The sequence below is a fragment of the Janthinobacterium sp. PSRC1-1 genome (assembly GCF_049897525.1).
Taxonomy (GTDB): domain Bacteria; phylum Pseudomonadota; class Gammaproteobacteria; order Burkholderiales; family Burkholderiaceae_D; genus Janthinobacterium; species Janthinobacterium tructae.
On the sequence record NZ_JAFCWK010000014.1, the window covers coordinates 72,404 to 91,007 of the forward strand.

General features: G+C 62.5%; 17 protein-coding genes. 11 read left to right on the forward strand and 6 right to left on the reverse strand.

Features of this window, described 5'->3' with window-relative positions; genetic code table 11:
* Positions 1 to 29: 29 nt before the first annotated feature.
* Positions 30 to 2,069, reverse strand: coding sequence for an AsmA family protein (locus tag ACP7DW_RS24370; protein WP_426056999.1), 2,040 nt, complete (start codon positions 2,067 to 2,069; stop codon positions 30 to 32).
* Between the two features lie 257 nt (positions 2,070 to 2,326).
* Here ACP7DW_RS24370 and ACP7DW_RS24375 point away from each other — a divergent pair, with 257 nt between their 5' ends.
* The 7 genes from ACP7DW_RS24375 (at position 2,327) to ACP7DW_RS24405 (ending at position 6,748) form a co-directional block, all read left to right on the forward strand.
* Complete coding sequence (locus ACP7DW_RS24375; protein WP_298409162.1) at positions 2,327 to 2,731, forward strand: DUF4398 domain-containing protein; 405 nt, start codon at positions 2,327 to 2,329, stop codon at positions 2,729 to 2,731.
* Positions 2,732 to 2,766: 35 nt separating this feature from the next.
* A complete protein-coding gene (locus ACP7DW_RS24380) occupies positions 2,767 to 3,666 on the forward strand; it encodes an OmpA family protein (RefSeq protein ID WP_426056998.1) in 900 nt (299 codons plus the stop codon).
* Between the two features lie 75 nt (positions 3,667 to 3,741).
* Complete coding sequence (locus ACP7DW_RS24385) at positions 3,742 to 4,278, forward strand: ferritin-like domain-containing protein (RefSeq protein WP_071078647.1); 537 nt, start codon at positions 3,742 to 3,744, stop codon at positions 4,276 to 4,278.
* A gap of 58 nt (positions 4,279 to 4,336) precedes the next feature.
* Entirely contained in the window at positions 4,337 to 4,639 is a 303-nt protein-coding gene (locus ACP7DW_RS24390) for a DUF883 family protein (RefSeq protein ID WP_034786336.1), read from the forward strand.
* A gap of 18 nt (positions 4,640 to 4,657) precedes the next feature.
* On the forward strand, positions 4,658 to 5,044 hold the full coding sequence (locus tag ACP7DW_RS24395) for a phage holin family protein (protein WP_298409171.1): 387 nt from the start codon (positions 4,658 to 4,660) through the stop codon (positions 5,042 to 5,044).
* A 75-nt stretch (positions 5,045 to 5,119) separates the two neighbouring features.
* Positions 5,120 to 5,458 carry a hypothetical protein gene (locus ACP7DW_RS24400; RefSeq protein WP_426056997.1) on the forward strand — a complete coding sequence of 113 codons (339 nt, stop codon included), beginning with the start codon at positions 5,120 to 5,122 and terminating at the stop codon, positions 5,456 to 5,458.
* A gap of 105 nt (positions 5,459 to 5,563) precedes the next feature.
* Positions 5,564 to 6,748, forward strand: a complete 1,185-nt coding sequence (locus ACP7DW_RS24405) for a patatin-like phospholipase family protein (RefSeq protein WP_426056996.1) — start codon at positions 5,564 to 5,566, stop codon at positions 6,746 to 6,748.
* Between the two features lie 27 nt (positions 6,749 to 6,775).
* On the opposite strand, the gene ACP7DW_RS24410 is transcribed toward ACP7DW_RS24405, so the two are convergent.
* The 3 genes from ACP7DW_RS24410 to ACP7DW_RS24420 form a co-directional block, all read right to left on the reverse strand.
* Positions 6,776 to 7,078, reverse strand: a complete 303-nt coding sequence (locus ACP7DW_RS24410; protein WP_426056995.1) for a hypothetical protein — start codon at positions 7,076 to 7,078, stop codon at positions 6,776 to 6,778.
* A gap of 44 nt (positions 7,079 to 7,122) precedes the next feature.
* The gene (locus ACP7DW_RS24415) at positions 7,123 to 7,275 is read right to left on the reverse strand and encodes a DUF3309 family protein (RefSeq protein WP_010396415.1); all 153 of its coding nucleotides are present in this window, start codon (positions 7,273 to 7,275) and stop codon (positions 7,123 to 7,125) included.
* A gap of 67 nt (positions 7,276 to 7,342) precedes the next feature.
* Positions 7,343 to 7,789 (reverse strand): glycine zipper 2TM domain-containing protein, encoded by a 447-nt coding sequence (locus ACP7DW_RS24420; RefSeq protein ID WP_070278587.1) that lies wholly within the window; start codon positions 7,787 to 7,789, stop codon positions 7,343 to 7,345.
* 268 nt (positions 7,790 to 8,057) lie between these two features.
* On the opposite strand from ACP7DW_RS24420, the gene ACP7DW_RS24425 reads away from it, so the two are divergent.
* From ACP7DW_RS24425 to ACP7DW_RS24435, 3 genes are all read left to right on the forward strand, one after another.
* A complete protein-coding gene (locus ACP7DW_RS24425) occupies positions 8,058 to 8,612 on the forward strand; it encodes a hypothetical protein (protein ID WP_071078642.1) in 555 nt (184 codons plus the stop codon).
* Between the two features lie 82 nt (positions 8,613 to 8,694).
* On the forward strand, positions 8,695 to 9,006 hold the full coding sequence (locus tag ACP7DW_RS24430; protein WP_071078641.1) for a BON domain-containing protein: 312 nt from the start codon (positions 8,695 to 8,697) through the stop codon (positions 9,004 to 9,006).
* A 150-nt stretch (positions 9,007 to 9,156) separates the two neighbouring features.
* The gene (locus ACP7DW_RS24435) at positions 9,157 to 10,278 is read left to right on the forward strand and encodes an AI-2E family transporter (RefSeq protein ID WP_426057055.1); all 1,122 of its coding nucleotides are present in this window, start codon (positions 9,157 to 9,159) and stop codon (positions 10,276 to 10,278) included.
* Positions 10,279 to 10,339: 61 nt separating this feature from the next.
* Here ACP7DW_RS24435 and ACP7DW_RS24440 read toward each other — a convergent pair whose 3' ends face one another.
* Both ACP7DW_RS24440 and ACP7DW_RS24445 read right to left on the reverse strand, forming a co-directional pair.
* A complete protein-coding gene (locus tag ACP7DW_RS24440; RefSeq protein WP_426056994.1) occupies positions 10,340 to 11,287 on the reverse strand; it encodes a YihY/virulence factor BrkB family protein in 948 nt (315 codons plus the stop codon).
* A gap of 69 nt (positions 11,288 to 11,356) precedes the next feature.
* Positions 11,357 to 12,385 (reverse strand): OmpA family protein, encoded by a 1,029-nt coding sequence (locus ACP7DW_RS24445; protein ID WP_426056993.1) that lies wholly within the window; start codon positions 12,383 to 12,385, stop codon positions 11,357 to 11,359.
* Positions 12,386 to 12,856: 471 nt separating this feature from the next.
* Between ACP7DW_RS24445 and ACP7DW_RS24450 the strand changes: the two genes are divergently transcribed.
* The gene (locus tag ACP7DW_RS24450; protein WP_426056991.1) at positions 12,857 to 18,601 is read left to right on the forward strand and encodes an alpha-2-macroglobulin family protein; all 5,745 of its coding nucleotides are present in this window, start codon (positions 12,857 to 12,859) and stop codon (positions 18,599 to 18,601) included.
* Positions 18,602 to 18,604 lie beyond the last annotated feature (3 nt).

The following is an 18,604-nucleotide window of genomic DNA, read 5'->3' on the forward strand; positions in this document are numbered from 1 at the left end:
TAACAATTGTAAAAGCACACACGCCACGCTTAGCGTGCCTTGCGCACGGGCTTGCCCGGCTTGGGCGCCACCGGTTTGACGCGCGCCTGGGCCAGCAGGGCTGCGCATTCGCTGTCCTCGCCGGGACCGGTATTGACCAGTGGCAGCAGGGCGGCCACGGGCGCCACCACGGCCAGCGCCAGGGCGCCGCCGGCGCGCAGGGCCAGCACGCCCTTGTCTACGCTGACGTCGGGCTTGCTGAAAGTGCCCTGCACATACAGGGGCGAGCGCAGCGAAAAGATGCGCAAGCCCTTGCTGTCCGGCTGCAATGTCAGGTCCAGCTGCTCGTTGGCCAGGTTTACCGTGCCGTCGATATGCAGCACCGCATCGTCCGTGTCGACGAGGAACTGGCGCGTGCGCATCAAGCCCTTGGTGACGACGAAATCGGCGGCCATGCAGTTCAGCCTGACCTGCTTGTCGCCCACCAGTTTGGTCAGCACGATACTGCCGATATTCAAGCCCATTTCTTCCAGCAGCAGCTTGCTGATGCTGCCCCGGTTGATCAGTGCGCGCACTTCGCCGTTTGAACTGCCCAGCAGGCTGGCGACGGAATTGCCCGTGGCCGACAGCGACGCGTCGCCATTGATTTCGCCCACGCTCGCTTGCAGGGCGGGCAGGCGGGGAAACAGTTGCTGGATGTGCAGATGGCGGGCGCTGGCCTTGAGTTCAGCCGCGATGCCGTTGGCGATGACCTTGCCGCTGCCGTCGAGCCTGATCTGCGACGTCAGGGTGCCGCCCGCCACGTTGAAGTTGAGCGGCGTCAGGGACAGCACGCCATCCGTCAGCACCACATGCGTGTCGAGCTTGCTGATTGGCAACTCGGCATCGCGCGTGATTTTATCGGCTGTGTAGCGCACGTCGGCGTCCAGGCTGGTCCAGCGCTCCGTCTTGAAGGTTTCCACCGGCAGCACGCGGCCGGCCGGCTGCGTCGACGGCACGCCCCGTTCCTTCTTGCTGGCGCTGGAATCGGCGCCCACCAGCGGACCGAGGTCGGAAAATTGCAGCAGGCGCGAGTGGACTTCACCCGTCAGGCGCTTGCGCGGCGTGCTGGCGGAAAACGCCAGCTTGCCACTGATGTCGCTGGAACCGACCTTGCCGCTGAACTGGTCGTAGACCCACTCGCCGCCACGCGGCGCCAGGGTGCCCGTCAAATGGCCTTCCGTGCTGAAATGCGGCGTTTCCGGCAGCAGCACGCCCGTCAAGGGATACAGGCGCGCCATGCTGGGCCCGGACAGTTTCAGGCGCACGTCGAGCGCGGCCAGGTCCGCCGGGCGCGTCAGCGTGCCTTCGATGGCCACGCTGCTGCCGCTTGCGCGCATGTCGGCCTGGATGGGGAAGGGCGTGCCTTGCTGCTGCAGCGACAGCACGCCGCCCGCCTTGCCGCCGCCCTGGATGCTTTCGCCGCGGTATTTGCCCGACAGCTTCCAGGCGATGCCGTAGCGCGCATCGTCCGCGATGGTGTCGACGTCGGCGCGCATCGCCGTGTGCGTGACGGCATCGTCCAGGGTCACGCTGCCCTTGCTGAAGACCACGCTTTGCAGTTCCAGCTGCCACGGCGACGGCTGCTCCTGCTTGTCGAAAGTCCAGTTGTTCTTGCCATCCTGGTTGCGCAGCAAGCGCACCTGCGGCATGTCGAAGCGCAATTGCGGGATGACGATTTTTTTGTCCAGCAGGGCCAGGGGGTTGAGCGAAAACGCCAGCTGGCTGACAGTGGCCAGCTGCGCCGGCTCATCCGTTCCTGCCATGGCGCTCGGGTTGCCCAGGCGCACGTCCTTGGCCTGCAAGTGCGGCCACGGCAGGTAGGCGCGCCAGGTTTTTTGCCCCGCGCTCGTAGCTGGCTGCTGCCACGTCAGCGCCAGGTCGCCCTCGATGGCGAATGGCCGCCCCAGCGCTTCGCTGGCGCGCGCATTGAGCCAGGGTTTGGCGCGGTTCCAGTCCATATTGAGCAGGGCGACGGCGGCGACGACGGGTAAGGCAATGAGTACGGTGGCACTGGCGAGGGTGATTTTCTGGCGGCGGGAGAGCGGCATAAGCTGATTCTTTCTGGACAAGTAGACACGATGCTACAGGAATCGCCACAAAACCGGTCCCGTTTCAGGTTTTGCAGGCGTGCACGTGCGCTGGCGCACGTTGCCCCTGCAAGTATTGTCGATTTCTTACTCTATGTGCGGCACCGAACGGATATGTGGCGAGCCGGAGCCTATAACGTCATACATCAAACGCAGTTCCTGATTCCAGATGTACCGACGTTGATACCTACCGCTTAACATTCTCCAGGAGAAAAAAAATGACAAACCGAGATTCCATCAAAACCCCCTTGACCGTTCTGGCCGCCTGCCTCACCGCCGTTGTGCTGATGACGGGTTGCTCCAGCCTGAAAACGCCTGCGACGGCCGATGTCGCCGTGTCGCGCGCCGCCGTCGATAACGCCGCCAGCGCCGGCGCCGCCGAACTGGCACCCGATGAAATGCGTTCGGCCCGCGAAAAAATGCGCATGGCTAACCAGGCCTTGAAAGACCGCGACTACAAACTGGCGCGCGAGCTGGCCGACCAGGCGCAAGCCGATGCCAAGCTGGCGCAAAGCAAGGCCAACTCGGCCAAGGCCACCAGCGCCGCCGATGAGATCAACGAGAACATCCGCGTCATGCGCGAAGAACTCGACCGTGCCAATCAGCAAGCGCCAAAACAATAAGCAACAACAACAATAACTAATAACAGGATTCCATCATGAAAAAAGCTACTTACACCACCATTCCCGGCCTGCTGGCCATGGCCGCTTTAGTTGCCGCCTGCAGCTCCGCACCGACCACCACCAGCCTGCTCGACCAGACGCGCGGCGACTACATGGCGGCGCAATCGAACCCGCTCGTGTCGACCTATGCGCCACGCGAATTCCGCGAAGCGAGCGCTGCGCTGGAAGCGGCGAACGCGGCCGCCACGCGCCAGGATGATAGCGAAAAGGTCGACAAGCTGGCCTATCTGGCCAAGCAAAAGATAGCCACGGCGCAAGAAGTCGCCAAGCAGAAGGCAGCGGAAGCCGATATCGCCAACGCCGGCAAGCAGCGCGACCAGTTGCGCCTCGATGCACGCACGCAGCAGGCTGACCAGGCCACGGCCCGCGCTCAGTCGGCGCAAGCGGATGCGGAAGCGGCCAAGGCCCAGGCGCAAGCGGCTCAAGCGTCGGCCCGCGATGCGCAAGCCCGCGCCGCCGGACTCGAAGCGCAGCTGGCCGACCTGGCCGCCAAGAAAACCGAACGCGGCATGGTCATCACCCTGGGTGACGTGCTGTTTGGCACGGACAAGGCAAACCTGACGGCCGATGGCACGAATACGGCGCGCAAGCTGGCCGACGTACTGAAAAACAACCCGCAGCGCACCGTGCTGATCGAAGGCTTTACGGATAGCACGGGCGGCTCCGCGCATAACCTGCAACTGTCGCAACGCCGCGCCGAATCGGTGCGCAATGCATTGCTGGAGCAAGGCATCAGCCGCGACCGCATCGCCACGAAAGGCTACGGCGCCGCCTATCCGGCCGCCGGCAACGATACGGCGTCGAATCGCCAGCTGAATCGCCGGGTGGAAATCGTCCTGTCCGAAGATAACACGGCCATTCCCGCCCGCCGTTAAGCCGCGGCAGTAGAAAGGCAGCACCGGCCGCCACTTGGCCGGTGGATACCCATGCAAGACTTGAAAGGAAACATCATGACCCAAACATCTGTTGAGATTCCAGCTGGCATCGACACGGCGGCCATCCGCGCGGCCGCCAGCAACCTGGACGACGGCGCCGTGACGGCCGGTTACCAGGCCGATCGCCAGGAGTTGATCACCCTGCTGAATGGGGCGCTGGCCACCGAACTGGTGTGTATTGCGCGCTATAAACGCCATTACTACACCGTGAGCGGACGCGACAACGGCGGCATCAAGGCCGAGTTCCTGGAGCATGCGCAGCAGGAGCAGGAACACGCCGACTGGCTGGCCGAACGCATCGTGCAATTGAATGGCAAGCCAGATTTTAATCCGGCAACATTGCTAGCGCGTAGCCATGCCGAGTATGATGACTCCGAAGACGTGCAAAGCATGGTGCGTGCGAATCTGATCGCGGAACGCGTGGCGATCGAGTCGTATCGCCAGATGATCGTGAAAATTGGCGACAAAGACCCGACCACACGCCATTTGTTGATCAAGATCATGGCTGTCGAGGAAGAGCACGCCGATGATATGCGCGATCTAATGGAATAGTGTTTTTGAGTAAAGTAGGTATAGTAACTACATTCATCCACAGCTAAGGAGCTAAACCATGTTGGAAAACAATATCACCACCGTTAATAACGATGTCAAAACCCTGGTCAAGGATGCGCAAGCCCTGTTCAGCGCCGCTGCCGCCCTGACCGGCGAAAAAGCCGATGAAGTGCGCGTCAAGGGCATGAAAACCCTGGACGCCGCGCTGGCCAAGGCGCACGAAGCGCAAGCATCGGCCATCGTTGCTACCAAGCAACTCGCCTCCCAGGCGGATGGTTATGTCAAGGAAAACCCATGGCGCACGGTGGCCGTCGCCGCTGGCGTCGGCGTGCTGGTCGGCTTCATCCTGGGCCGCAAGTAATCCACTGTCAGGAGCGATATGGACAAGTCTGCTTCGTCTCACCAGGGGCCGGGATTGATCGGCTCGGTCGCCGGCCTGGCCAAGAACGCCGTCGGACTGATGTTGTCGCGGCTGGAACTGGCCACCATCGAACTGTCGGAAGTGCGCAATCACATGCTGCAGCTGGTGGTCATTTTCGCGCTGGCGACGGTGGCGGGCTTGTTCGCCATCGCTTACGGCAGCGTGCTGGTCGTCTTCCTGGCCTGGGATAGCCTGGGCTGGAAGATCCTGGCGATCATGACGGTCGTGTTCGTACTGCTGGCCATCGCGCTGGTCATGTATGCGCGCGCCATGCTGCGTCAAGGAAAGTTGTCCATGCCCGCCACCATGGCGGAATTGAAGGCCGACCGCGACATGCTGATGTAAGCTGCTGGCGGGAACCATCCGGACTGGTGCCGGCACGGGGCCCGCCATGTCCAGCCTGCCTTACGAGGAGAATTCATGTCGGAAAACGACAAACTGGTGGCGCAAGCCGCCCGCAAGCGCCTGCTGATCGCCCAGGGCGAAATGTACCGCGTCGGCATCGTGCATGCGCGCGCCAACGTGGGTTATGCCTTGCGTCCCGAATCGCTGTTGCAGGGTGTGGTCGAGACGGCGGTCGGCTTTGCCGGCCACCGCGTCGAGTCCTTGCTGGCGCCGGGCGGCATGCGTTTGCAAGGCGCCATGCCCTACGTGCTGACGGCGCTATCGTTCATCGGACGCAAGAAGCTGGTCAAGCCGGCCCTGGTCCTCCTGGCCGTGGCCGCCGTTGCCGCCAGCTGGCTGCGCCGCAAGCGCTGAACGCCAGCCGTGTTGCATGCAAACGCCGTCATCGACGGCGTTTTTTTTGCCCGTACCCAAGGTCCGACGCGCACTGAAGCAATCCCTTACAATGATACCCGCCGCATGCCGCGCGGTGCACAGGGGGCCATCTTGATGACGAATGCGAAGACACCGATCAATCAGTTAAATCCCTCGCGCCTGCGCATCGTGCTGGTACTGCAGGGCGGCGGTGCGCTGGGCGCCTACCAGGCCGGCGTCTACCATGCGCTGCACGAACATGGCCTGGCGCCCGACTGGGTGGTGGGTACCTCGATCGGCGCCATCAATGCCGCCATATTGGCCGGCAACAAGCACGAGGACAGGCTGGTGCGCCTGAAACAGTTCTGGCAGCGCGTCGCGCACCGCGACAGCATCGACATGAACCTGGTGTCCGACCAGCAGCGCCGCTCGAACATCTGGCTGGCCACGCTCGATACGGTGCTGCGCGGCGTGCCCGGCTTCTTCAAGCCGCGTGCCTTCAGCCTGTTCCCGGCAGGAATCGCCGTCAAGCCGGAAGAGGCGAGTTTTTATGACACCAGCGAGCTGGCCAGCACCCTCGATGAACTGGTCGATTTCGATCACCTGAACCAGCCGGGCGGCATGCGCCTGACGGTCAACGCGCTGCGCGTCAAATGCGGCAGCCTCACCAGTTTCGACAGCCAGCATCAGCCGCTGACGGCCGAGCATATCCGCGCCAGCGGCGCCTTGCCGCCGGGCTTTGCCGGCGTGCGCGTCGACGGTGATTTGTATTGGGATGGCGGCCTGTATTCGAACACGCCGCTGGAAACCGTGCTCGACGACACGCCCCACGTCGACACGCTGGTCTTCATGGTCGACCTGTGGAGCTCGGAAGGGCCGGAGCCGACCACCCTGGACGAAGTGCAGACGCGGCAGAAGGACGTCACCTTCGCGTCGCGCTCGAAGCGGCATATCGCCGACTATGTCAATACGCACACCTTGCAGCGCAAATTGCGCGAACTGTATGCCAAGCTGCCCGATACGGCGCACAACCGCCAGCAGACCGAAGAGCTGGTGGCGCTGGGCTGCGACAGCACCATGCACATCGTGCGCCTGCCGTACGCGGGGCGCGACTGGCACATGGCGGCCAAGGATATCAATTTCTCCAAGGGCTCCATCGAGTGGCGCTGGGAGCAGGGCTACCAGGACGGCTTGCGCGCGATCAAGGCGGCCGGCTGGCTCGCCTTTGTCACGGAAGACACGCCGCTCGTGGTGCACGAACTGCCGCCCTACGAGCGCGACGCGGCCTGATCCGGCCGCGTCGACATCACATGCGCATCACTGCGGATGGGCTGCCTCGCGCAGTTTTTCCGCGTTCGCCATGTCTTGTCGGTAAGTATCTTGCGCATCCTTCAGGCAGCTGGCGCGCGCGGCGGACGGTTCCGAACGGCAGGCTTTTTTGGCCTCGGCCAGGGCGGCGGCGATTTCCTTGCGCAAGGTGCGCAGCTGGGCTTGCGCCGTGCTGTCTTCCTGGTACCAGCGTTGCGGGTCGCCCGGCTGCGGCGCGGCCGTCTGGGCCAGTGCCAGTGGCGCCAGACTGCAGGCGAACAGGGTGGCCAACAGTGTGTTGTGGATAGTCATGATATTTCCTCCTTGAAATAAGAAAGGCGCCGAAGCGCCTTTTTTTACAACCTGCCTGTCAGTAATAGCAGGATCAGTATCACGACGACCAGGCCGGCGATGCCGCTGGGGCCGTAACCCCAGTTGCGGCTATGCGGCCAGGTAGGCAGGACGCCGACCAGGGCGAGGATCAAGATGATCAGAATGATGGTGCCCATGGCAACTCCTTGTTATGGTACGACGGATGCGGGATGGCGGACGCTTGCTGGCAAGCTCCGCCGAAAATTAATAGCGGTAGACGCGGCCGTCAACGACGCGCACGCGGTTGCCCGGACGCAAGTCATTCGCGTTGTCCTGCACCACGGTGCGGTATTCGCCGTTGTCGAGGCGCACGCTGATCTGGTAAGCCTGCGCTTGCTGCCTGCGGCCTTCCACCTGGTTGCCGACCACGCCGCCGGCGACGGCGCCCGCCACGGTGGCGGCCGTGCGTCCGCCGCCCGAACCGATGGTATTGCCCAGCAGGGCGCCGGCGATGCCGCCGACCACGGCGCCGGCGCCGCTGGTTTGGCCGCCGCCCTGCACGATCTGGATGGAGTCGACGGTGCCGTACATGGCGGACTCAGGCTGGTTGGCCGGGTAATATTGTTGTGACTGGGAAGGGCCGGTGGCGCAACCGCTCAGTACGGCGGTGGCGGCGAGCATCAGTGCAGCCAAGGTGGCGTTGGTTTTCATTTTATTCTCCTGACGAGGTGAAGGTGTAGTGCCATCTTAGTCAGGCCCCTGTCCCCGGTCTGTACGCTGCCGCACGCACTTATTTGCGGTCGAACTGGCATTGTGGCTTGGAGCGATCCAGTAAAACGTTGTTATTTCTCCCTGTTTGCCTTCTGCTTTCAAAATAAATTACTTGTGTACGGCAGCGTACAGAAGAGTGGCGACTATCCACGTAAAACGGTAGTCATGCCAAGCAGACATGCTTGGTGCCACCAGGGAGAAATACAACATGAACAAGAATAAGCTCTTCACCGCCATCGTCGTCAGCCTGGCATGCGCCGCCTGGGGCGGCCAGGCAGTGGCCGCCACGCCGGAAGCGAAAGCTGCCTACAAGGCAGCCAATGAGCAGGCGGGCCTGAATTACAAGCTGGCGCATGCCGAGTGCGAAAAAATCACGGGCAACCCGAAGGATGTCTGCATCGCCGAAGCGAAGGCCGTGCGTGCCTACGATGAAGCGGTGGCCCAGGCGCAATATACGAATACCCTGCGTGCCTATACCAAGGCGCGCATCAAGATTGCCGATGCCAACTACGACGTCGACCTGGCGCGCTGCAATGCGCTGACAGGCAACGACAAGGATGTCTGCGTCAAGCTGGCCAAGTCCACCAAGGTGGCGGCCCTGGCCGACGCCAAGGCGGACAAGAAGGTCATCGAAGCGCGCAGCGATGCGCGTGAAGCAAAAAGAAAAGCCGAGTACAAGGTCGCGACAGAAAAATGCGATGCATTGGCCGGCGCAGCCAAGGATGACTGTATCAAGGCTGCAAAAACCCAGTTTGGCTACTGAACGCCATCCGGCGCGCAGTCACCACACTGGTATAAGAAGCTCATTGTGAGCACATTGATTGACCACTCCTAAGGAAAAAACCATGAAATTCACTAAATCTATCGCTACTGGCCTGTTCATCGCTTCCCTGTTCGCCGTTGCAGGTTGCGCTTCGACCCCAACCAAAGAAGGCACGGGCGAGTACATCGACGACGCGGCCATCACCACCAAAGTGAAAGCCAGCATCTTCAATGAGCCTACCCTGAAATCGACGGAAATCAACGTTGAAACCTTCAAGGGCGTGGTTCAGCTGAGCGGCTTCGTTGCCCAGCCAGCCGATGCCGCCAAAGCGGGCGAAATCGCCCGTGGCGTGAAGGGCGTGAAGTCGGTGAAAAACGACATCCGCGTCAAGTAATAGCCTGACCTGCCGCAGCGGCCAGCCCCACGGCTGGTTCTGTGGCCCTCCACCGACCGTCGCGGGAATCGCATGCATATCCAGCCTACAGATACCCCGCCCGAGCCGGTGGCGGCTGCCTCCACCGAGCCTGCCGGGCCACCTCCCGGCATGCCCGGGGAGCACCTGGACGCATCCTTGCGTCTGCCGCTGCATGTCAATGCGCGCGGCCTTGCCCTGGGCATCATCGCCACCGTCAGCTTCATCTATGCGCTGCAGTGGGCACAGAAATTCCTCATTCCTGTCCTTTTCGGCATTTTCATTGCCTATACCCTCAATCCCGTTGTCGCCTGGCTGGAAAAGCTGCGCCTGCCGCGCGCCATCGCCGCCACGGCTGTCACGGCCCTGATCCTGTTCGGCTCCTTCGTCGTGATCGAGCGCGTGCAGGGCGAATTTGAATCCATCGTGGAAGAGTTGCCGGCCGCCACACAGAAAATGTCGCGGCTGATCGCCGAGAACACGGGTGGCAAGAACAGCACCTTCCAGAAGATGCAAGCCGTGGCCAATGCCATCGAGCAAGTGGCCGCTGGCGCCGAGGCGCGCCGCAACGTCCGCCGCGCCGTCACCGCGCCGGACGCGCCCAACTTCAAGATCATGGACTGGGTCTGGGCCGGCTCGCTGGGCCTGGTCGGTTTCCTCAGCCAGGCCGCCATGGTCATCTTCCTCGTGTTTTTCCTGCTGCTGTCGGGCAATACCTTCAAGCGCAAGCTCGTCAAGCTGACCGGACCGTCGCTGAGCCGCAAGAAGGTCACCGTGCACATCCTGGAAGACATCAATACCTCGATCCAGAACTATATGTTCATGCTGCTCGTCACGAATGGCTTGCTGGCCGTCATGATGTGGATCGCCCTGCGCGTGATTGGCCTGGAAAACGCGGGCGCCTGGGCCATCGTGGCCGGCTTGCTGCACATCATGCCGTATTTCGGCCCCTTGCTCATCACCATCGCCACGGGGCTGGTGGCCTTTTTGCAGTTCGAATCACTGGAAATGGTCTTGCTGGTGACGGGCACGTCGATGGCCATCGCCACCCTGGTGGGTACCTTTGTCACCACCTGGATGACGGGGCGCATCGCCCGCATGAATCCTACGGCCGTGTTCATCAGCCTGCTGTTCTGGGGCTGGCTGTGGGGCGTCTGGGGCTTGCTGCTGGGCGTGCCCATCATCGTCATCGTGAAGGTGGTGGCCGAGCGCGTGCAAGGCATGGAAGCGGTGGCCGAGCTGCTGGGCGAATAGTTTGCGGTAACTCAAGAAAAACGGCGCCCGCGGGCGCCGTTGTTGCGTGTGCTGCGGAGAATCAGGACTGGTGACGTTTCAATATCTTGACTTGCACGTCGCCGTCTTCCGTCTTCGGCATATCGCGCATGCTGCCCAGCTGCAGGGCGAACTGGCGCGTGAACTCGGCGCCCAGGAAGAAGATTTGCGCGGAGTAATACACCCACAGCAGCAGCGCCACCAGCGAACCGGCCGCGCCATAGCTGCTGGCCACGCCGCTATTGCCGATATACACGCCAATCGCATATTTTCCCAGGGAAAACATGAAGGCCGTGCCGATGGCGCCGATCAGCACGTCGCGCCAGGACAGGCGCACGCGCGGCAGCATTTTATAGATGACGGCGAACAGGCTAGCGATGACGGCAAAGCCGATCAGGTTCGACAAAATGGTAAACAGCACGGCCGTGTCTTTCCACACGCCTTCCCAGAAGTTGGCCAGAATGGCCATGGCGGCGTTGACCACCAGCGACACCATCAGCAGGAAGGCCAGTACCAGCACCAGGCCGAAGGACAGCAAACGCGTGCGCAGCATGTCCCAGGCGCCCGCTTCCTTCAGTGGTGGTACTTGCCAGATTTCATCGAGACTGGCTTTCAGTTCGGCAAATACGCTGGTGGCGCCAAACAGCAGCAGGGCGCTGGCAATGAGGGTGGCGATGCGCCCCTGATCGTGGTTCTTCGCGCCGGCCAGCACCAGCTGGATGGCTTCGGCGCCTTGCGTGCCCAGCAAACCTTGCAGTTGCCCCATCAGTTCACCGCGCGCGGCGGCCGGACCATAGAAAAAGCCGGCGATGGCAATCACCAGCACGAGGATGGGGGCGATGGAAAACAGGGTGTAGTAGGCGAGGGCGGCACCCTTGCTTGAGGCGCGGTGTTCCAGCCATTCGGTGACGGAACAGACGATGACACTGCGCATCTGCTTGCCGAACGGCGCCAGGCCGGCCAGTCTGGGATAACGGGTAGAAAAATTCATGCTGGCTTTCAATGCAAAAAAGGGGCGCGAGCCCCTTTTTTTATTCACAAGTGGCGTACCACTGTTAGCTTACTGCACGCGGCGTTCGATGGTGATCTGTTCCACTTCAACGCGGCGGTTAGGTTCCAGGCACTTGATCAGGTCGGCACGTTTCTTGTTGTTGCACTCCACGACCGGATTGGTTGAACCCTTGCCTTCAGCCGTCAGACGGTTGGCGGCGACACCGTGGGCGACCAGGTATTCCTTGACTGCATCAGCGCGCTGCTGCGACAGTTTCAGGTTGTACTTGGGCGAGCCGATGCGGTCGGCATAACCGCTGATGACGACGTTGTTGACGTCTGGCGCCGCGTTCAGCACGCGGGCGATTTCGTCGAGCTTGGTCTGTGTCGGGCCCAGCTTGGCGCTGTCGAACGCGAACAGTTCCGTTGCCGCCATCGTCACTTTTTCAAAGCGTGGCGGCGGTGGCGGTGGTGGTGGCGGCACGACCACGATGACTTCTTCGCGCACTGGCGGCGGCGGTGGCGGTGGTGGCGGCGGTGCAGGTGGTTTGTCGAACGCGAAGTTCAGGCCCACAGTGACGTAGTAGTTGTTCGACTTGCTGCTTGGGTCGAAGGTATTGCCGCGCAGGAAACCGTGCACATTGCGTACGTCAGCCTGGAGGGACAATTGATCGGTGATGCTGGACTGGAAGCCCAGGCCCACGCTGGCGTACGGCGAACTCTTCGTGCGTTCACCGAAGGCGAAGCTGGTGTCCTTGTCGCGCTGCATGCCGGCACCGACCAGCAGGAAGGGACGGAAGGCTTTACGCGAGAACATGTACAGGCCGTCTACGCCCAGCGTATTTTGCTGGTAGCGCTGACCGCCATCCTTGGAGCGGGCGTACGTGGTGCCCAGCTGGATATCCCAGTCCGGGGAAACAGGTTTGCCGAAACGCAAGCCTGCGCCATAGCCGGTTTTATCCGTGGAAAAATCGGAATCTGGCTTGAGTGCGTTGATGCTAGGTTGAATGTACCAGGAGGGATTGATTTCCTGGGCCTGTGCGCCGAGGGCGGAGCACAGTACTGCGGCGGCAACGGCGATTTTTTTTAGATTATTCACAAGTAACTCCCAACGTTGATAAGAGATTTTCTCTGCTGCATCAATGCGACAACTGCCAGACATGCTATTGCTAGAGATAGACAACCATTCCAGGTGCGCTATCTTGCGATAAATGCACTGCTGTTGGAGTAGAGAATACGATGGCAGGTTCGCAACGTCCGTGCGTTAGCGCACAAAGCATTGTGGTATATCAATGGTGTTGCAGATTCACGACAAATACTTTGCTGTTGAAAAAAACTAATTCGCCTCGGGAAAGTTTTGCAATCACGGCCACTTCCGGGCGCCGCGACACGAGGCAATCGTACGACTTGTTACTGGCATGCCACTGTATATTAGCAACAATGATGAGCTTGATAACTAATATTACATTGATGTTGTATTCCTGCCGCGTTCGCTTGCCTTGTGTTGCTTCCTCAAGGCAACTTTTGCGCGCCGCAGCCAGCTCCGCCACTTTTCATCAAGGAGTCACCCGTGCCTGACCTGTCCCGTGTTGTTTCTTCCCCGCTGTCTGGCAAGCTGGGCCGGCTATGTCTGTCGCTGTCGCTGGGCCTGGCTATGCCGGCCTGGGCCGATAGCGGCGTGTCCCTGTTTTCACCGAGCGGCACGGTCAAGGCCGTGCGCCAGGTGCGGGCCCAGTTCGCCACCCCGATGGTGCCGTTCGGCGACATGGGCTTGCCCGCGCCGTTCGCCATCGATTGCGGCAAGGCCGAGCCTGCCGTGGTGGCGGGCGCGGGGCGCTGGGCCGACGAGCGCAACTGGAATTATGATTTCGAGCGCGACTTGCCGGCCGGCGTGGCCTGCAGTTTTAGCTTGAAGCCGGGGCTGAAGGATCTGGCCGGCAAGCCTTTGCAGGGGACGGCGTCGTACCGCTTTTCCACGGGCGGCCCGGCCATCGTCGAGGCCGTGCCGTATGACGGCCAGCCCTATATCGATGAAAACCAGATCTTCGTGCTGGGCCTGGACGCTGCGCCGAACGAGGCCAGCGTGGCCGCGAACGCGTATTGCCGCGCCGATGGCATCAATGAAAAGATTCCCGTACGTCTGCTCAAAGGCAAGGAACTGGAGCAGGTATTAACTTTGCGCAAGAGCTTCCTCGACCGCTACCTGACTGTCTACTTCAAGAAGCGGGGTACGGTCTGGAAAGTGGGCATGCCCGTCGCCAGCAAGGGCGCGCCGCCGCTGCCCGTCACCGTGCTGCAATGCAAACGCAGCTTCCCCGCCAACGCCAAGGTGTCGCTCGTGTGGGGCGAGGGCATCGCCAGCGCCAGCGGCATCGCCACGGACAAGGCGCAAACCCTGCAGTTCAAGACGCGGCCCGATTTCACGGCCAAATTCAGCTGCGAGCGCAGCAACCCGAAGGAGCAGTGCATCCCCTTCCTGCCCATGCGCGTGCAGTTTTCCGCGCCCGTGAGCGCGGCGCAGGTGCGCGCCATGACCCTGAAGGGTGGCGGCAAGACGTATGCGCCGACGATTTCAAAAGACGAAGAAAAGGCGGAATTCCTGTATGGCGCCACCTTCAACGGTCCCTTTCCCGTGCAAGCCAGTTTCGTGCTGAACCTGCCGCCGAAGCTGACCGACGACGCGGGCCGCGCCTTGCTCAACCACGCGCGCTTTCCCATGACGGTGCGCACGGGTGAACAGCCGCCGCTGCTGAAGTTCCCGGCCCCGTTCGGCATCATCGAAGCGAAGGGCGACGGCTTGCTGCCCGTGACGGTGCGCAATATCGAGCCTGTGCTGTCGGGCAAGGAAGTTGCTCAGCCATCGGCTGCCGCCACGGGCGCCACCTTGCGCGTGCCCGACAATGACGACAAGTTCATCATCGAGTGGATGCAGCGCCTGGCCGGCAATGGCGACGGCGGCGAATACTGGCAACCGTACGCCCAGTATGCGGGCAACATGAGCAAATCCGTGCTGGCCGATGCATCCGGTACGCGTCCCATCAGCCTGCCCCGTCCCGATGGCAAAAAAACCTTTGAAGTGATCGGTATTCCTTTGCAAAAACCGGGCTTTTATGTGGTCGAGCTGGCCAGCCCCATCCTCGGCAAGGTGCTGCTGGGCAAACCGAGCACGGCCTACATCCGCACGGCCGCGCTGGTGACGAATCTGGCGGCCCACTTCAAGCATGGCGCGCAATCGTCGCTCGTGTGGGTGACGACCCTGGACAAGGGCGCGCCAGTTGCGAAAGCGCAAGTGGCTGTGCGCGACTGCGCCGGCAAGCTGCTGTGGCAAGGCGCCACGGGCGCGGACGGCGTGGCGCACATCCCGGGCGAGCTGGCTGCATCCAGTTGCAAGAACAATGGCGGCTACTTTATCAGTGCGCGCAGCGGCGGCGACATGACGTTTACCCTGTCGGACTGGGTGGGCGGCATCGAAGCCTGGCGTTTCAATTTACCTACGGACGACACGCGCGCCGACAACACCTTGCTGGCCACGGTATTCGACCGCACCCTGCTGCGTGCCGGCGAAACCGTGCACATGAAGCATTTTATTCGCAAGCACACGGCCGAGGGCATGAGCCTGGTCGACAAGAACAACGGCCCCGGCAGCGCCACCTCCGTCGTCATCACGCACCAGGGCAGCGACCAGAACTATCAGCTGCCCCTGCGCTGGTCGGCCGGCGGCACGGCGGAAAGCGACTGGGTCATCCCCGCCGACGCCAAGCAGGGCGAGTACAGCGTGACGATGGCGGGCCGCCCGTCCGGCAGTTTCCGCGTGGAAGCGTTCCGCGTGCCGACCATGAAAGCCGTGCTGCAGGGGCCAAAGGCGCCCGCCGTGCAGGCGAAGCAGCTGGCCCTCGATGCGCAGATCACCTACCTGGCCGGCGGCGCCGCCACCAACGCGCCCGTCAAGCTGCGCACGGTGCTGCAAGACAAGAGCGTCACGTTTGCCGACTATCCCGACTATAGCTTCAGCAATGGCGACGTGAAGGAAGGCCTGGTGAAACAGGGCACGGGCTACGACGACGATGAGGGCGAATGGCAGGACGAAGGCCATGGCGGACGTGTCGGCGCCGGCGCAGCTGCCGCGCGCACGCAAAGCTTGACCCTCGACAAGGCGGGCGGCGCACGCATCGTCATCGACCAGTTGCCGCAGCTGTCCACGCCGCGCGACCTGGTGGCGGAAATGGCGTTCCAGGATGCAAATGGCGAGACGGCCTCGGTGGCCACGCGCGTGCCGCTGTGGCCCTCCAACTATGTGATCGGCATCAAGCCCGACGCCTGGGCCTTGAGCAAGGATGCCTTCAAGTTTACGGTGGCCGTGCTCGGTACCAATGGCAAGCCCGTGGCGAACGCCCCGGTTGCCGTCGATTTCTTCCAGCGCAACAGCTATTCGCACCGCCGCCGCCTGATCGGCGGCTTCTATGCGTATGAAAACAGCAGCGAAGTCGTCAAGCTGGGGCAGGCGTGTTCGGGCAAGACGGACAACAAGGGCCTGTTGATGTGCGACGTGAAGGCGCCCGCCAGCGGCAATCTGATCCTGCGCGCGCGCACGCAGGATGCAGCTGGCAACGCGGCCGTCGCCAACCGCGACACCTGGGTGGCCGGCAGCGGCGACTGGTGGTTCAACGCCAGCGACAACGACCGCATCGACGTGCTGCCGGAAAAGAAACGCTATGAACCGGGCCAGGAAGCAAGCTTGCAGGTGCGCATGCCGTTCCGCTCGGGCACGGCCCTGATCACGGTCGAGCGCGAAGGCATCCTCGACACCTATGTGCGCGAGCTCAATGGCCGGGAACCGGTGGTCAATATCCCTGTCAAAGCGAGTTACGCGCCGAATGTGTATGTGTCCGTGTTTGTCGTGCGCGGGCGTGTCGATGGCGTGCAGCCGACGGCCCTGGTCGACCTGGGCAAGCCGGCCTACAAGATGGGTATCGCACCGCTGAACGTGGGGTGGCAGGCGCATGAGCTGAACGTCATGGTGGTGTCCGACAAGGAAGTGTATAAAACGCGCGACAAGGCGGAGGTATCGGTGCGCGTGCGCCGCGCCGATGGCAAGCCGCTGCCGGCGGGCGCCGAAGTGGCGCTGGCGGCCGTCGACACGGGGCTGCTGGAACTGATGCCCAACGATAGCTGGAAGCTGCTCGACACCATGATGGCGCAGCGCAGCCTGCAGGTGGAAACGGCGACGGCGCAGATGCAGGTGATCGGCAAGCGCCACTTCGGCCGCAAGGCCTTCCCGGCCGGCGGTGGCGGCGGCAAGGGCGCCAGCCGCGAACTGTTCGACACCTTGCTGTTCTGGAAGGGCACCGTCAAGCTCGACGCCAAGGGCGAGGCCACGGTGCAAGTGCCGCTCAACGATTCCTTGACGGCGTTTCGCATCGTTGCGATTGCCAGCGCGGGCAAGCAATTGTTCGGCACGGGCAGCACGGACATCCGCAGCTCGCAAGACTTGATCTTGCTGTCGGGCTTGCCGACCCTGGTGCGCGAAGGCGACCAGCTGCGCGCCGGATTTACGGTGCGCAACACGTCGGCAGCATCCTTGAACGTGGACCTCAACGCCAGCGCGGCCGGCAAGGCCTTGCCGCGCCAGAGTTTGACGTTGGCGGCAGGCGAAGCGCGCGAAGTGGGCTGGGATTACCAGGTGCCGCTCGGTGCCCAACAGATTGTGTGGGAGATCAGCGCGAAGGCGGGGAATCACACGGATAAATTGAAAATCACGCAAAAGGTGGGCCAGGCCACGCCCGTGCGCACGTATCAGGCTACCTTGCTGCAGATCGACAAGCCCGTCAATATGTCGGTGCAGATGCCGTCCGGCGCCTTGCCGGGCCGGGGCGGCATCCAGACCAGCTTTGTCGCCAGGCTCGGCGGCGAGCTGCCCGGCGTGCGCGAGTACATGGCGGCGTATCCGTACACCTGCTTCGAGCAAAACACCTCGAAGGCCATCGCCCTGCAAGACCAGGAGGCGTGGAACAAGCTGGCCGCCAGCTTGCCCGCTTATCTGGATAGCGATGGCCTGCTGAAATACTTCCCCATCATGGAGCAGGGCAGCGACAGCCTGACGGCGTACGTGTTGTCGGCCACGAAAGAGGCGGGCTACGCGATTCCCGAACAGACGAAAAACCGCATGGAAGCAGCCTTGACGGCCTTCGTGCAGGGCAAGATCGTGCGCCATTCCGCGCTGGCCACGACCGACCTGGCCGTGCGTAAACTCGCTGCGCTGGAAGCGCTGTCGCGTTCCGGCAAGGTGCCGCCCGACGCACTGGAAAGCATCAGCATCAGTCCGAACCTGTGGCCCACGTCCGCCGTCATCGACTGGAGCTTGTTGCTGCAACGCACGCCAAGCCTGGCGCGCCGCGATGCGCTGCAGGCCGAGGCGCAGCAGATCCTGCGCAGCCGTTTGAATTTCCAGGGCACGACCATGGGCTTTTCCACCGAGCGCAAGGATAACTGGTGGTGGCTGATGGTGTCCGGCGACGTCAACGCCAACCGATTGCTGCTGGCCGTGATGGACGACCCGGCGTGGAAGGACGACATTGGCCGCCTGGTGCGCGGCAGCATGGGCCGCCAGAAGAAGGGCCGCTGGGATACCACGGTGGCCAACGCCTGGGGCACCTTGGCCATCAGTAAATTCTCGGCCAAGTTCGAGTCCACGCCAGTGACGGGCGCCAGCGCCGTCAAGCTGGGCGGCGATACGCAAGCGCTCGTGTGGAATGGCGCGGCGAAAGTCGGACCCGTGCTGCAGGCGTGGCCGAAGGGCACGGACACGCTGGGCCTGGCGCACAGCGGCACCGGTAAACCGTGGGCCACCGTGCAAAGCCTGGCGGCCATCCCGCTCACGGCGCCCGTCTCCAGCGGCTACACGATCAAGAAAACCATTACACCAGTGGAACAGAAAACCACTGGCCACTGGTCGCGCGGCGATGTCTACCGCGTGCGCCTGGATTTGTCGGCGCAGGCGGACATGAGCTGGGTGGTGGTCGACGATCCGATCCCCGCCAGCGCCACGGTGCTGGGCAATGGCCTGGGCCGCGATTCGCAGCTGCTGACGGCCGGTGAAAAATCCACGGGCTGGGTCTGGCCCACGTTCGAGGAGCGGGCTTTCGACGCCTTCCGCGCCTACTACGCCTTTGTGCCGAAGGGTAACTGGAGCGTGGAATACACGGTGCGCCTGAACAATGCCGGGGATTTCAGCCTGCCGGCCACGCGCATCGAAGCCATGTATTCGCCCGAAATGTTTGGCGAGTCGCCGAACGCGAATGTGAAGGTGGGGCAGTGAGAC